Origin of the sequence: Anaerobacillus sp. (assembly GCF_046314235.1) — a bacterium.
Taxonomy (GTDB): domain Bacteria; phylum Bacillota; class Bacilli; order Bacillales; family Anaerobacillaceae; genus Anaerobacillus.
Genome location: NZ_JBKBWN010000010.1, coordinates 24,871 through 39,389, shown reverse-complemented (window position 1 = coordinate 39,389; position 14,519 = coordinate 24,871). Strand labels below are relative to the sequence as shown.

The window sequence follows — 14,519 nt, the reverse complement described above, 5'->3', positions numbered from 1 at the left end:
TTCTACACTCCTTTTTTATTACCCCAGAGTAGGGCATGTAGTTGTGGCAATACTCTTACGTTGTTGAAGTCTTCATCTATAATAACTTTATTTACGAGCCAGTTTAACTTTTTTAATAATTTTTGAGCAAGTTCTTCTTCATCTTGCATTGCTAAATTTTCGTTACCAACTGACAAGTAAAAAGGTATATTGGCGTACTTTCTATGAACAAATTTTGCATATTGCAAATCTTTTTCATCGAAAATAACAACCTTTAAACTGACACGACCTTTGTTAATACTCTCGGTTAAATTATCCAGTATTAATGTTAAACGGTTATAATCCGTCTCCATGCCACTACTAGGTGGCTTTGGTGAAATTGTTAAATCATCAATCGCCGCCATCCAGTCTTGCCAAACACTTCCTTGTGTTTCAAGACCAATGTTTAGGTTTAAAGTTTTTAGACTTTCAATTAGACCATCAAGCTGTTTCAATAAGGCAGGATTACCTCCAGAAATGGTTACATGCTGAAACCGTTCTAATCCAATTTTTTTTAATTCAGCAATTATTTCATTAGTTGTCATCATTTTTATATCATCTTTACCAGTTCCATCCCAAGTAAATGCAGAATCACACCAAGAACATTGGAAATCACAACCTGCGGTGCGGATAAACACTGTTTTCTTTCCGATTACTGCTCCTTCACCTTGAATCGTCGGGCCGAAGATTTCTAGTACAGGTATTTTCATTCCATCCACTCTCTTCTAGCTTCAGCATAACTTGTCGGAGTTTCAAAAAGGCGAACAAATTCGACTCTCGGTTTTAATCTCTTAAATTGACTTTCCTTTAAAAAGTCAGCCATTTTCTCATAGATCCAAACAACCATATTTTCTGCAGTCGTATTCATCGGCGGTAAAGTCTCATTTAAGTAACGATGATCCAAATATATTTCAATTTGTTCCTTCCAGATCTTTTTTATATCACCGAAATCAATAGCGATTCCAATCTCATCTGTTAATGAACTGATGCCAAAAATAACTTTATACGTGTGGCCGTGTAAATTTTTACACTTTCCTTCATAGTGATGAAGATGGTGAGCTGAATCAAAGGTAAACTCTTTGCTTACTAACACACGTTTATTATGGTACTTTAGGTCTTCAATTTGAATGTCTTCACCAAGTTTCTGAAGCTTATCAACGATACGAAAACCAAATAAACCATCATTACTACACATCGAGTTTCCCTCCTTCTTGTTCGTTTAAGAATTTTTGTAACCCTTCACTACGAAGTTTACAAGCAGGACACTCTCCACAACCATCACCAATTATGCCGTTATAACAAGTAAGAGTATTTTCTCTTATATACTTAAATGCTCCAAGCTCATTTGCTAGAGCCCACGTTTCTTTTTTATCAATCCACATTAACGGAGTATGGATAACAAAGTTATAATCCATTGCCAAATTTAACGTAACATTTAGCGATTTAACAAACATATCACGACAATCTGGATAACCTGAAAAATCTGTCTCACACACACCTGTAATTAGATGATTGATCCCTTTCGATTTTGCCATAATCGCTGCAAAAGATAAGAAGAGATGATTACGACCATCAACAAAGGTAGTCGGTAAACTCCCAGCTCCTCCATCTTCTATTTCGATATCATTTCTTGTTAATGCATTTGAGGTAAGTTGATTTAAAAGGCTCATATCTATGACCGTGTTTTGGATACCTTGATCATGAGCAATTTTCTTCGCTACTTCTATTTCTTGTTTGTGCCTTTGATTATAGTCAAACGTCACTGTTTCTACTTCATCAAAGTTTTTCAATGCCCAAAAAAGACAAGTCGTTGAATCTTGACCGCCACTGAACACCACCACTGCTTTTTTCATTTTAACACTCCCTAGTTTTTTTTAACGAGAGGAGATCGCGAACTCTCGAGTCTTGTGACTTACTAACTTTTGTTGTCACTTAATGTACATTTCATTATATGTTAGTCCCTATATTTGATCAAATTAATACAATAATCCCCCTCCAGTACTATAAGCACTAAAGGGGAATTGGTAAGTTGCTGTTCCATTCAATTGATGGGGCACTAGCAAAACAATTGCTTTCCTTTTTCTATATTAAAGTTATGCTCCTGCACCTACTGGTTCATCAAAACGGCGTTCTAAATTTACGAATTTATTGTACTCCTTTACGAAGGCAAGCTCAACCGTTCCAACAGGACCATTCCTTTGTTTTGCAATAATAATTTCAATAATATCTTTGTTTTCACTTTCTTTATCATAATAATCATCACGATATAAGAAAGCAACAATATCAGCATCCTGCTCAATACTTCCTGACTCACGAATGTCAGACATCATTGGACGCTTATCTTGACGAGATTCTACACCACGGGAAAGCTGAGAAAGAGCAATAACAGGGACTTCTAACTCCCTCGCTAATGACTTAAGAGATCTTGAAATCTCAGAAACTTCCTGCTGACGGTTTTCACCACTTCTGCCATCACCACGAATTAGCTGTAGATAGTCTATCAAAATCATTCCTAAGCCCTTTTCCTGGCTCAACCTTCGACACTTTGCACGAATATCATTAACACGAATTCCGGGCGTATCGTCAATATAAATACCTGCTTTTGAGAGGCTTCCCATTGCCATCGTCAACTTGGTCCAATCCTCTTCTATAAGCGACCCTGTCCGTAATCGTTGTGCGTCAAGATTCCCTTCTGCACAAATCATCCTCATAACAAGTTGGGAAGCACCCATCTCTAGGCTAAAAATAGCCACATTTTCATCTGTTTTTGTTGCTACATTTTGAGCAATGTTTAAGGCAAAAGCCGTCTTACCAACAGATGGACGTGCAGCAACAATGATTAAATCATTGCGTTGAAAGCCTGCAGTCATCCGATCTAGTTCAGAAAACCCTGTTGGAATGCCTGTAATATCTCCAGTTCTATTTTGAAGTTTTTCAATATTATCATATGCTTCAACAAGAACATCCTTTATCGATACAAAGGCACTTGCATTCTTTTTATTGGAAACTTCTAAAATCGTTTTCTCTGCTTCATTTAGAATTGTATCTACTTCTTCTTCTTCAGCATAACCATCGGCAGCAATGTTTGTCGCTACTCTGATTAACCTTCTTAACAAAGACTTTTCTTCAACAATTTTGCTATAGTATTCAACATTTGCAGCAGTAGGAACCGAACTCGCTAAGTCACTTAAGTAAGAAACTCCACCTATTTCCTCAAGCCATTTTTTATCCTGTAACTCAGCTGTAACTGTAATTAAATCAACAGGTTTACCTCTTTCGGCTAAATGGATCATCACGCTGTAAATTCGCTGATGTGCCGCTCTATAAAAATCTTCCGATGCAAGTCTTTCTGACGCTGTAACAAGAGCCTCTGGTTCAAGAAATATTGCTCCTAATACCGCTTGTTCCGCCTCAATATTTTGTGGTGGGGTGCGATCAGCATACAATTCACTCATGATGGTTTCACCTACCTTTTATATTAATAGTGACCTAGAATATATAATTTATTTAGTAAAACGAAGTGACAACCCTTAAAGTTATCACTCTTATTTTTAGATTACCCTTCAATAACATGGACCTTAATTGTTGCGGTCACTTCTGGGTGCAGTTTTATTGGAACATTGGTGAAACCTAATGCTCTAATAGGCTCGTCCAATTCAATCTTACGCTTGTCTACTTTTTTCTTCATTGCGCCTAAAGTGTCTGCGATTTGCTTACTTGTAACGGCACCAAAAAGACGACCACCTTCTCCAGATTTAGCCTTAATTTCTACCGTTAATTTCTCCAAATCTTCCTTATAAGCTTTTGCTTCATTAAGTAATTCTTCAGCCCGCTTTTCTTCACCCTGCTTTTTCACTTCTAACGTTTTTAAATTTCCTGCATTTGCTTCTGCAGCTAGCTTATTAGGAAGTAAGAAATTTCTCGCATACCCTTCTGAGACATTTTTAACTTCACCCTTTTTCCCTTTACCTTTAACATCTTGAAGAAAAATTACTTTCATTCCTCTTTTCCCCCTTCAATATACTCATCTATTTTTTCCATTAATAAAGTTTCAGCTTCATCTAAGGTGACATCACCTAACTGAGTTGCAGCATTTGATAAATGCCCTCCACCGTCGAGCATTTCCATTATTAATTGTACATTCACATCACCTAGTGACCTCGCACTAATACTTATTGCGCCATCTTTTCGTTTCGAGATAACAAAAGAAGCGACAACACCATTCATTGAAAGAAGAGTATCAGCTGCCTGAGCGATAAGTACTTGGCTACATACTTCATTAGGATTTCCCTTGGCAATAGCTACACCATTTCGATATATATGAGCACTCTCAATTAAGCGTGATCGTTTAATATATTGCTCTAAATCTTGCTTTAATAGGTTTTGAACTAAACTAGTATCGGCCCCTTGCGACCTTAGATAAGAGGCAGCATCAAAGGTTCGTGAGCCTGTACGGACAGCAAAGCTTTTCGTATCGACAATTATCCCTGCTAACAAAGCAGTTGCTTCAAGTAAATCGAGTTTTGTTTGCTTAGGTTGATACTCTAGAAGTTCTGTTACTAGCTCCGCAGTTGAAGATGCATATGGCTCCATATAGACAAGTACTGCTTCATCAATAAACTCTTCACCACGACGATGGTGGTCCAAAACAATCACACGATCAATTTTATCTAATAATTTTGGTTCAATGACTAAAGAAGGTTTATGGGTATCAACAACAACCAAAAGTGTATTAGGTGTTACTTCTTCTAATGCTTCTTCAGGGGTAATAAAATGTGCCCATAAGCGGTCATGTTTTTCTACTTCCTCCATTAGTTTCCTAACATCTCTACTAATATTATTGCGATCTAATATAATATAACCTTCTTTACCATTTAACTCAGCTAATTTTAATACACCAATTGAGGCACCAATAGCATCCATGTCTGGACTAACGTGTCCCATAATCATGACACGATCGCTTTCTAATATAAAGTCCCGAATGGCATGAGAAATTACTCTTGCCCTTACTCTAGTCCTTTTTTCTACAGCATTAGACTTCCCACCATAAAAGCGAACTTTCCCATTTTTTTGCTTAATTGCAACTTGGTCACCACCTCTACCAAGTGCTAAATCTAAACTTGATTGAGCAAGAGTGCCAATTTCTTGAAGCGTTCCTTGTCCACTACCAACGCCAATACTTAATGTAATTGGGATTTTTTGTCTAGCAGTTGCTTCTCTAACTTCATCAAGTAAGTCAAATTTCGTTTCTTCAAGTTTTTCTAAAACCTCATGTCGAAAAATGGCTAAAAACCGATCTGAAGATGTTCTTCTTAAAAAGACCCCATGTTCTTTAGACCAGCTATTAAGAGATGATGTGACTTGGCTCATTAATTTACTTCTAATCTGATCTTCCATTCCTTGAGTAACTTCATCATAATTGTCTAAATAGATAATAGCAATAACAGTTTGTTCCTTTTCGTACAGCTTTTTCACTTTAACTTCTTCAGTAATGTCGAAGAAATAAATTAGCCTTTCTTCTCGTCTAAAGATAGCCTGGAAGACATGCTCACCAATTTGAATTGATATTTCTTTTTGGTCACTACCAAGAGCGTTCTCCAGTTCATCAGCAATTTGAGAAACCGGTTCACCAATACAATCTGCTTCAATAATTGACATCACCATATGGTTAGCCCATTGAATTACCTTATCTTCATTATAAAGAAGCATTCCTATTGGAAGCTTGGAAACTGCTTCTTCTCCAGCTTTATTTACACGATATGACAGTGTCGATATATATTGTTCTAAATCCTTTTTAAAGGAATTCTTTGCCTGTATAGTGTAAAAAAGTAGAATAGCTAAGCTTAAAAAACCGAGTAAGCCAATTACCCATTCGTATATAGTTAAAATCACAACAAAAATAACTGCCATAACAAATAAAGCAATTATATGGTATCCATGCCACCGTTTTAATAAGAACTCTGGCATAATTTCAACTCCTAATTAATCCACGTTTTTTATTCTTTTCCTAAGTTCAAACCCTAAATCAATTATACCTAATATTCGATAGATATAAAGAAGAAATGGGGCAATAAATGTAACGATAATAATAAATACTGGAATTGATTTATTTAGACCCTTAGCGTGGCAATAAAACATAATAACAGCTAATCCTTGAACTGTCATAGCAATTTCTAAAAGCGGAAAAAGGTTCCACATTACCATATAAAGAGCTGTTCCTTCATCTAAACCTATTAAAATAAGAATAGATGCAACTAAATAATACCATAGAAAAGACTTAGGGAAAGACCAATCTCTAAAAGGTTGAAAACGAGCAACTTTTTCACCAATTCGCTTTAAAACAGCATATGCTATTAATTGTATAAAAAGAGCATAAAATATTCCTGTTGAAATCAATAACGCTGGAGCTAAAACCATAAGACGGTCTATGAAAGTTAAAAATTCCTCAAGTTGTTTACCATCTTGCCCTATTGAAATAAGTATAACTTCCGCTGTCTCAACTGAAGTTCTCATCAACTCTTGTATCCCTTCAATTGGGTGAATATCTAAAACAACGATGCTTAGAATAAAAAATAAGATTAAATTAGCAATAGACGCTATACTTCCGCCAAATAGGACTGTAAATGCCGACTTCTTACTTCTATATAGCTGCCCAATCATAATTCCAGTACTTCCAAAGATAATTGCGCTAAAAATTAGAACTAATCCGCCAATAATAAAGGATACAAATGAGGCAACAATCCATAGCATCAAACCAGCCTTCCAGCCATTCCTAACCGTATAAATAATAAAAGGTAATGGAAGGATCCATAGTAATACTGTAGCTAAAATTGGTATGATAACAGTCATAAAGGCCATTATTGCATAAATCGCTGCAAAAATTGCCCCTTCAGTCAGAACCTTTGTTTTCTTCATTTTGCTTACCTCATTTCCATAAATACAAATACTATAAGGGCAATAAAATCGAACTTTTCTTATACTATCAGAGTTATTAATTCTTTTCTAATCGGTTTTTTCTGCATTTAGATGCTTCAACTCTTCTTTGATAGTATAAGAAAAATCTCCTAACTAACGCAATTAAATGCCTTCTTCCTCAAAACGTTTCAAGTCATTGTTATGCCCAATTAAAATTAAGATATCTTTTTCCAAAATCAATTGCTCTGGGAAAGGGGTAACGATCACTTCTTCGCCTCTTTTTATACCTAAAATTGTACAACCAAACTTAGCACGTATATTTAGTTGGGCAATGGTTTTGTTTGCAACTTTGTTTGAGGCAATAAGCTCCATGATACTATAATCAGGAGAAAGTTCGATGTAGTCAATTATTTTTTCTGAAACTAAATAATGCGCAATTCTTACACCCATATCCTTTTCAGGATGTATAATTCGGTCAGCACCAATTTTTTCAACTACTTTATGGTGATAATGATTTTGAGCCTTTACCCATACGTGCTTTACATTTAATTCCTTTAATAGCAACGTACAAAGGATACTAGCCTGTATATTATCACCAATGGCAACAATGACATACTCAAAGTTTCTTATTCCTAAAGATAATAATGTATTTTCATCTGTAGCATTTGCGACCACAGCATGAGTGGAATAGTTTGCAAAGTCATGTACTCGATCTTCGTTAACATCAATCGCTAAAACCTCATGTCCCATCGAATAAAGCTCCCTACACACACTTCCACCGAACCTACCAAGGCCAACTACTGCAAATTGTTTCCTCATACTATCCCCCCTCACTATAATACTTGTTCTATCAATGAATTTCATAATTGATTATTTTCGCTACTAAGTTCTAAATGTAGTTGCGTTAAAGCCATTCGCAATTACATTTAATTTGAAATAGCTCGATTAAGGTAATTATGAAATTCACTCCTATGTATAGTTTAAACAAATTTTTCGCTACAATGTGTTTTCTAATAATAAAGCTTAATCAAGCAACTAGAAACCCTCTTTAACGAATTAAGTTTTCAGATTAGAAATTAACATCGTTCTTAATTCTCTTAAATAAAAAAAGGAGATAGACTTATAAGCCATCCCCTTTCACATTAATTATTCGCCACTAACATACGGTAATAAAGCGATTTGACGTGCACGCTTAATTGCAGTTGTTAACTGACGTTGGTACTTAGCAGACGTTCCAGTTACACGGCGAGGTAAAATTTTACCACGCTCTGAAACGAAACGCTTAAGTAATTCTACGTTTTTGTAGTCGATTTTCGTGATTTTGTTTACAGTAAAGTAACATACTTTACGGCGTTTCGCACCACGGCCACCACGACGTCCTCCCATTGCCATTCAAAAAACCTCCTTTGTTAAAGATGATGTTAGCTTTATATCTGCCAAAAGGGTTTCCCCTATAAAAATTTAATTTAGAAAGCCAATAGATCTAGAATGGTAAATCATCATCTGAGATGTCAATTGGCTTGCCATCACTAGCAAAAGGATCATCAGAAAATGACTGATTACTACGGCCTTGATTCTGGTTGTTAGGATTTCCTCCTTGATTAGGAGAGCCATAATAGTCTCCACCACCCTGATTTCCACCAGGATTATTAGAGCCTTTAGATTCAAGAAATTGCACACTGTCTGCTACAACTTCTGTTATAAAAACTTTCTTACCTTCATTGTTTTCATAGTTACGAGTTTGTAGTCGACCATCAATACCAGCTAAGCTTCCTTTACGTAAGTAATTTGCAACATTTTCTGCCTGTTTACGCCAAATGACTACGTTAATAAAGTCTGCTTCTCGGTTGCCTTGTTGATTTGAGAATGGTCTATTTACAGCAAGTGTAATACTTGCTACAGCAATTCCATTCGGCGTGTACTTAAGTTCAGGATCTCTTGTGAGGCGACCTACCAAAACGACACGGTTAAGCATCAGAACCCCTCCCCATTATATATCTACTAGTTCTTATTCTTCGTCTTTAGTGATAAGTAAACGAATTACATCTTCGTTGATTTTAATCAAACGATCGAATTCAGCGATTGCTGCTGGCTCAGCTGTTACGTTTAGTAATACATAGAAGCCTTCACGGAAGTCTTCAATTTCATAAGCTAAACGACGCTTACCCATTTCCTGAACCTTATCAAGAGTAGCTCCGTTATCAGTTAAAACATTGTTAAAACGTTCAACTAATTCCTTCGTTGCAGCCTCTTCTAGGTTTGGTCGAATAATGTACATGATTTCATATTTACGCATTTGTACGTCACCTCCTTTTGGTCTAACGGCCCCTCTTCTATCGAGGAGCAAGGGGCGAATAATAACAATTTTAAAAAGTCATTTACTCGCATTTATCGATTATAACAGAAACGTTTCCTCAAAACAAGCTTATTTTCTATGCAACATCAACATTTATTAAATAATAGCTTGACAGTCTTTATTACCTAATCAATTAGTATCCTTCTATACGTTAAATCTAAAATGAATAACGTCGCCATCTGCAACTACATATTCTTTTCCTTCTAATCTTACTTTTCCTTTTTCCTTAGCGGCAGCATGGGAACCTGCTTCAACTAAATCATCATACGCAACTACTTCAGCACGGATAAAACCACGTTCAAAGTCGGTATGAATAACTCCAGCAGCTTGTGGTGCTTTTGTACCTTTACGTATTGTCCATGCCCGAACTTCTTGAACACCTGCAGTAAAATAGGTTGATAATCCCAATAAGCTATACGCAGCACGAATAAGTTGATCTAAACCAGATTCTTTAATCCCTAACTCCTCAAGGAACATAGCCTTTTCATCGCCATCTAGCTCAGAGATTTCCTCTTCAATTTTTGCACAAACGACAATAACTTCAGAGTTTTCTGCTGCTGCAAATTCTCTTACTTTTTGAACTAGTGGGTTTTCATCAGCGACTAGCAAACCATCTTCATTAACGTTTGCCACATATAATACTGGTTTCATCGTTAAGAAATGCATACCTTGAACGATCTTTTTCTGCTCATCTGTTAGATCTACACTTCTAGCTGGTTTCTCATTTTCGAATGCTTCTTTAAGTAAAATTAAAATCTCGTACTCGGCCATTGCTTCTTTATCTTTTTGTTTCAATAATTTTTCTACACGCATAATCCGCTTTTCCGCTGAGTCAAGGTCAGCAAGAATTAATTCTAAGTTAATAACTTCAATATCACGAATTGGATCAACACTTCCTGAGACATGCGTAATATTTTCATCTTCAAAACAACGAACAACATGTGAGATGGCATCAACTTGACGAATATGCGATAAAAATTTATTTCCTAGTCCTTCACCTTTACTTGCCCCTTCTACAATTCCAGCAATATCAGTAAATTCAAATGCTGTTGGAACTGTTTTTTTCGGTACAATCAGCTCCGTTAGCTTTGTTAAACGATGATCTGGAACTTCAACGATTCCGACATTAGGATCAATTGTACAAAATGGGTAGTTAGCAGATTCAGCTCCTGCTTGAGTAATTGCATTAAATAATGTTGATTTTCCTACGTTAGGCAAACCAACAATTCCAGTTGTTAAAGCCATTCGACGTACACTTCCTTCATTAATATATTAGTATTTCAATGAATTTCATAATTGATTATTTTCGCTACTAAGTTCTAAATGTAGTGGCGTTAAAACCATTCGCCACTACATTTAGATTGAAATAGCTCGATTAAGGTAATTATGAAATTCACTCTTTTATATACATTTAAGTATTATTTCAACGTTTACTAAAACTTTCTAATCCTTCCCAATTATATTGATTAAACAAGAAAAGTGCAAGCACCCCTGTAAGCTACGACAAGCACGCATTAAATTATCAATAGATTGCTTTTCTACTCCAACTTTTTCAAATCGTATAGGGACAATTCTATTTACTTCTAGTGAAACGATGGTATCTGCGTTGCATCATAAAAGAAAAAACAAGCTCTATAACGCAGCTTGTTTTTTCTTGATTGCAACTAAACAGTCATACTGAATACCACCTAACCCAATTTCCGATTGTCCGGATGATGTTAGTACATTTACAGAGCCACCAAGCTTTTTCCATCTTCCTTCATCAATGTTTATCGTTTCAGGATGAGAATTTTTCATAATCTTAACAAAACCTGTGAGCTCGCCACGGTCGTTCCAAATAATAATTTCCTCTCCTTCAGTAATGTTTTGTTCAATGGCAATATTTTCAGATATTTCTACAACCAATTTGTCATCTCCAATTAGATGATAATTTTGCGAATGGTTTGACCTACTTGGGTGCTTCGACAATAGATGATACGGATATTCTTTTGCCTTTCGACTTTTTTTCGACTCCAAAGGAAATTTAAAGATAAGCTGTCCTTCATCTCCTTCTTTTATAGCTAGGGTTGAATTAAACTCGTATTTTCCTGTTGGTGTTTTAAACTTATAATCAGCCCACGGCACTTCTTGAATCGGAAGCTTTAGAAATCCTTCTGATTTTATTTTCTCTAAGGTAAACCCGTGCTTATTTAACGACTGTAATCCCATTTGAAAAAACTCTTCATCACTAAAAGCGAAATCTTCTCCAAATCCTAAACGCTTCGCTAGCTCTGTCCAAATCCATCGATCAGATCTTGCTTCACCCTTTGGTGTTACAAGTTTTGGCCCATAATTTACATAACTATGATACATAGAAGCATAGTAAATATCCTCTTCCTCAAATACTGTTGTACAAGGAAGTACGTAGTCCGCTAATTCTGCAGTATCCGTCATAAACTGGTCAATAACAACTAACGTCTCTATCGACCTAAATGCTTCTTCTACACGGTTTGTATCTGGTAATTGTGTTAGTGGATTACCTCTAGTTACAAAAGCCATTTTAATAGGCGGGTCTTGCTCAGATAATATTTTTTCTGCTTGATTCATTCGTGTAAACGTCCTACTCTCAAGCTTTAGATTAGATAAAGTTAAGTTTGAAACATCAAAAGATTGGCCTACTGGGAGATGTCCATAATTCGCTCCACCACCTTTTATGCCAACATTTCCACTTAATGCAACTAGTGCATCTATTAATCTAATTGTGTGTCCACCATTAGCGTACCTTTGTATGCCTAAACCTAAATAAGTAGAAGTAGGGCCATTTTTATATTGTTTAGCTAATAACGTTATTATTTCTTCAGAAACTGAGGTTTGCGCCACAATTTCTGACATTTTAATTGTATCAAGATACTCTGAGAACTCTTGAAAACCATATGAGTAGTTCTCTACAAAATTGCTATCTATTGAATTTAACTCTTTTAACTGTTTTATAATACCAATTGCTAAAAGACCATCCATCCCCGGCCGAACAGTAATATAGGTATCGGCTAATTTGGCCGTTTGATGAAAAAGTGGATCAATTACGGTTACATGAACCCCTCTTTTTTTCGCTTCTATTAAGTTAGCGTATAAATGAATATTTGTACTAGCAGCATTTCTTCCCCATATGATAGTATACTTGCTATTAAATATATCCTCTGGAGCATGTGCCTCACTATTGCCAAAATCCCATATTTGCGCTTCGATACCTGAACCCCAACATAAACTACCTATCACTTCTGTAACTCCACCAAAACAATTAAAAAAGCGCTGATCTAAATTTTTTAATAAACCATTATTAGAGTAGTCGTGGCTATGAAGAATTGATGTAGATCGATAATTTTGTTTATTGAAAATTAGCTTATCAGATATTTCATCAAGTGCTTGCTCCCAGGTTATTTCTGAAAATTTACCTGCAATCTTCTTCATTGGCTTTATAATTCGGGAACTAGAGTTTGTCCGTGTTTCTAGCATTCTCCCTCTACTACATATATGCCCCTTCGTGATAGGGTGTTGTTTGTTTCCATCTACCTTGACTACAGCGTCATTTTCTACTGTTACAGTGAAGCTACATGTATCCCAGCAATTAAGGGGACAGGCTGATATACTTTTCTTCTCCATATAAACCTCTCCCTTCAACATATGCACTATTTAGTTTATTTTTCTATCAACGTGCTAACTTTTTTGCTAAATTGTTATTCTACGTGCTTTATCAGTATTTTTTTTATTTTTCTTCCAAACTCTTTACGAGGAATTAATACACTATGTTCACAACCAAGGCATTTTATTCGTATATCCATGCCCAAACGAATGATTTTCCAGCGATTTTCTCCACAAGGATGAGGTTTTTTCATTTCAACAACGTCATTTAATTCAAATTGTTTTTGATTTTCCATTTACGTCCCCTCCTTTAATTTATATATTGCAGATCTTTACTACATTATCTATATGTTATTATACAATACACATCACTTAAGAACTATTGTAAAACAATGTGCACAATAATGAAATTCATTCATAGACAAAAACATTAACAGTTAACATATATCGCAAATATCAACGTACTGATGCCTAGTTTATTATTTAATACATCCTTTTAAAAATAAATGTGGAAGAGAACACATTTTGTACTCTCCTCCACTTTGTTTAACTACTATAATTCTTTGCTATTGGATATAGAAGGATTGACGCTAAGATATATAAATTAAGCACACCATAAAGTGGATATAGAACCGCAATTAACGTTGAGAAGCCGATTTTTGTCAATGGAATCATAGCTAAGATTAAGAAAAAAGCTAACGCCCATAGTGGTACTGAAAGATATCTTCTAAATCTTGTTGTTAAGCCAAATAGCCCTGAAGCTGCAGTTGTATAAATTGCAACCCATAGAAGAACCGACATTACAAGTACCATGAAATACGGATATTGTTTTAGAATTGCAAATAAGGGAATTTCATAAAACATAATATCATGCGCAACCTTTAATAAAGATTCGTTATAAAGAAAGGAAATCCCCCCTAATACTAAACCACTTCCAACACTTGCAATCCAAATTTCTGCTTTGGATTTTATTTCACTTCCAATTCCAGCTAATACTGCGACAAGAGGTAAAATGTTTAGTGCTGTAAAAGTAAATGCCGAAGGCCAATTCCCTTGACTATTCAAGTTTAAATTAATTGAAAAACCCTCTTTAAATTGAAACGAAAGCAAAATTGATAATAAAAAGGTAATTAAAACTGGAACAACTATAGAATTCATTGAAGTTATCCCCTTTGTATCCCAAAAAAACAATACAATTAATAAACCTGAAATAATAATTATACCTAGCCAATAAGGCAAGTTAAAAACCTCTAATGTAGCGCCCCCACCTGCTAACATAATGACTGTAACTGAAAATAAGTACAAAATAATCATGTAGTCATATAATTTAGTTAGCTTTTTTCCCATTAAAAGTTGTAGCACTGGCAAGTAGTGAATTGTTTTTTGACTGTAACTTATTCTCATTATTACTGAACAGCATATACTAAACAAAACAGAAAATAATACAATCGCAAATCCACTTTCATTACCAAAAAACTCCCATAACTCTCTACCAGATGCATATCCTGCACCAATCATCGTACCTATTATTAAAAACATCCATTTTAGTCCTGCTTTTATCATATAAACCCAACCTTTCAAAATTTATTCGCACGATATGTATAGAAAGGAA

General features: G+C 35.4%; 14 protein-coding genes and 1 pseudogene. All 15 read right to left on the bottom strand.

The window, feature by feature from the left end; genetic code table 11:
• Positions 1–2: 2 nt before the first annotated feature.
• Positions 3–728 carry a 7-carboxy-7-deazaguanine synthase QueE gene (gene queE, locus ACK4M9_RS14500; RefSeq protein ID WP_409851942.1) on the bottom strand — a complete coding sequence of 242 codons (726 nt, stop codon included), beginning with the start codon at positions 726–728 and terminating at the stop codon, positions 3–5.
• Complete coding sequence (gene queD, locus ACK4M9_RS14495) at positions 725–1,213, bottom strand: 6-carboxytetrahydropterin synthase QueD (protein ID WP_409851941.1); 489 nt, start codon at positions 1,211–1,213, stop codon at positions 725–727. The genes queE and queD overlap by 4 nt, the downstream gene beginning before the upstream one ends.
• A pseudogene (gene queC, locus ACK4M9_RS14490) lies at positions 1,206–1,877 on the bottom strand (7-cyano-7-deazaguanine synthase QueC); the annotation flags it as partial. The pseudogene queC and the gene queD, both read right to left, overlap by 8 nt.
• A gap of 234 nt (positions 1,878–2,111) precedes the next feature.
• Complete coding sequence (gene dnaB / locus ACK4M9_RS14485; protein WP_409851938.1) at positions 2,112–3,473, bottom strand: replicative DNA helicase; 1,362 nt, start codon at positions 3,471–3,473, stop codon at positions 2,112–2,114.
• 101 nt (positions 3,474–3,574) lie between these two features.
• Positions 3,575–4,018 (bottom strand): 50S ribosomal protein L9, encoded by a 444-nt coding sequence (rplI, locus tag ACK4M9_RS14480; RefSeq protein ID WP_409851935.1) that lies wholly within the window; start codon positions 4,016–4,018, stop codon positions 3,575–3,577.
• A complete protein-coding gene (locus ACK4M9_RS14475; protein ID WP_409851932.1) occupies positions 4,015–5,985 on the bottom strand; it encodes a DHH family phosphoesterase in 1,971 nt (656 codons plus the stop codon). The genes rplI and ACK4M9_RS14475 overlap by 4 nt, the downstream gene beginning before the upstream one ends.
• A 15-nt stretch (positions 5,986–6,000) precedes the next feature.
• Positions 6,001–6,933 carry a YybS family protein gene (locus ACK4M9_RS14470; protein WP_409851930.1) on the bottom strand — a complete coding sequence of 311 codons (933 nt, stop codon included), beginning with the start codon at positions 6,931–6,933 and terminating at the stop codon, positions 6,001–6,003.
• A gap of 162 nt (positions 6,934–7,095) precedes the next feature.
• Positions 7,096–7,752, bottom strand: coding sequence for a potassium channel family protein (locus tag ACK4M9_RS14465; protein ID WP_409851928.1), 657 nt, complete (start codon positions 7,750–7,752; stop codon positions 7,096–7,098).
• A 327-nt stretch (positions 7,753–8,079) separates the two neighbouring features.
• The gene (rpsR, locus tag ACK4M9_RS14460) at positions 8,080–8,319 is read right to left on the bottom strand and encodes a 30S ribosomal protein S18 (protein WP_238938037.1); all 240 of its coding nucleotides are present in this window, start codon (positions 8,317–8,319) and stop codon (positions 8,080–8,082) included.
• 97 nt (positions 8,320–8,416) lie between these two features.
• Positions 8,417–8,908, bottom strand: coding sequence for a single-stranded DNA-binding protein (gene ssb / locus ACK4M9_RS14455; RefSeq protein WP_409851925.1), 492 nt, complete (start codon positions 8,906–8,908; stop codon positions 8,417–8,419).
• 33 nt (positions 8,909–8,941) lie between these two features.
• Complete coding sequence (rpsF, locus tag ACK4M9_RS14450) at positions 8,942–9,229, bottom strand: 30S ribosomal protein S6 (RefSeq protein ID WP_261180264.1); 288 nt, start codon at positions 9,227–9,229, stop codon at positions 8,942–8,944.
• A 204-nt stretch (positions 9,230–9,433) separates the two neighbouring features.
• On the bottom strand, positions 9,434–10,534 hold the full coding sequence (gene ychF / locus ACK4M9_RS14445) for a redox-regulated ATPase YchF (protein ID WP_409851923.1): 1,101 nt from the start codon (positions 10,532–10,534) through the stop codon (positions 9,434–9,436).
• Between the two features lie 387 nt (positions 10,535–10,921).
• On the bottom strand, positions 10,922–12,928 hold the full coding sequence (locus tag ACK4M9_RS14440) for a molybdopterin-dependent oxidoreductase (RefSeq protein WP_409851920.1): 2,007 nt from the start codon (positions 12,926–12,928) through the stop codon (positions 10,922–10,924).
• Positions 12,929–13,002: 74 nt separating this feature from the next.
• The gene (locus ACK4M9_RS14435; RefSeq protein WP_409851917.1) at positions 13,003–13,203 is read right to left on the bottom strand and encodes a DUF951 domain-containing protein; all 201 of its coding nucleotides are present in this window, start codon (positions 13,201–13,203) and stop codon (positions 13,003–13,005) included.
• A gap of 250 nt (positions 13,204–13,453) precedes the next feature.
• Positions 13,454–14,470 (bottom strand): YkvI family membrane protein, encoded by a 1,017-nt coding sequence (locus ACK4M9_RS14430; protein ID WP_409851914.1) that lies wholly within the window; start codon positions 14,468–14,470, stop codon positions 13,454–13,456.
• Positions 14,471–14,519: the final 49 nt, after the last annotated feature.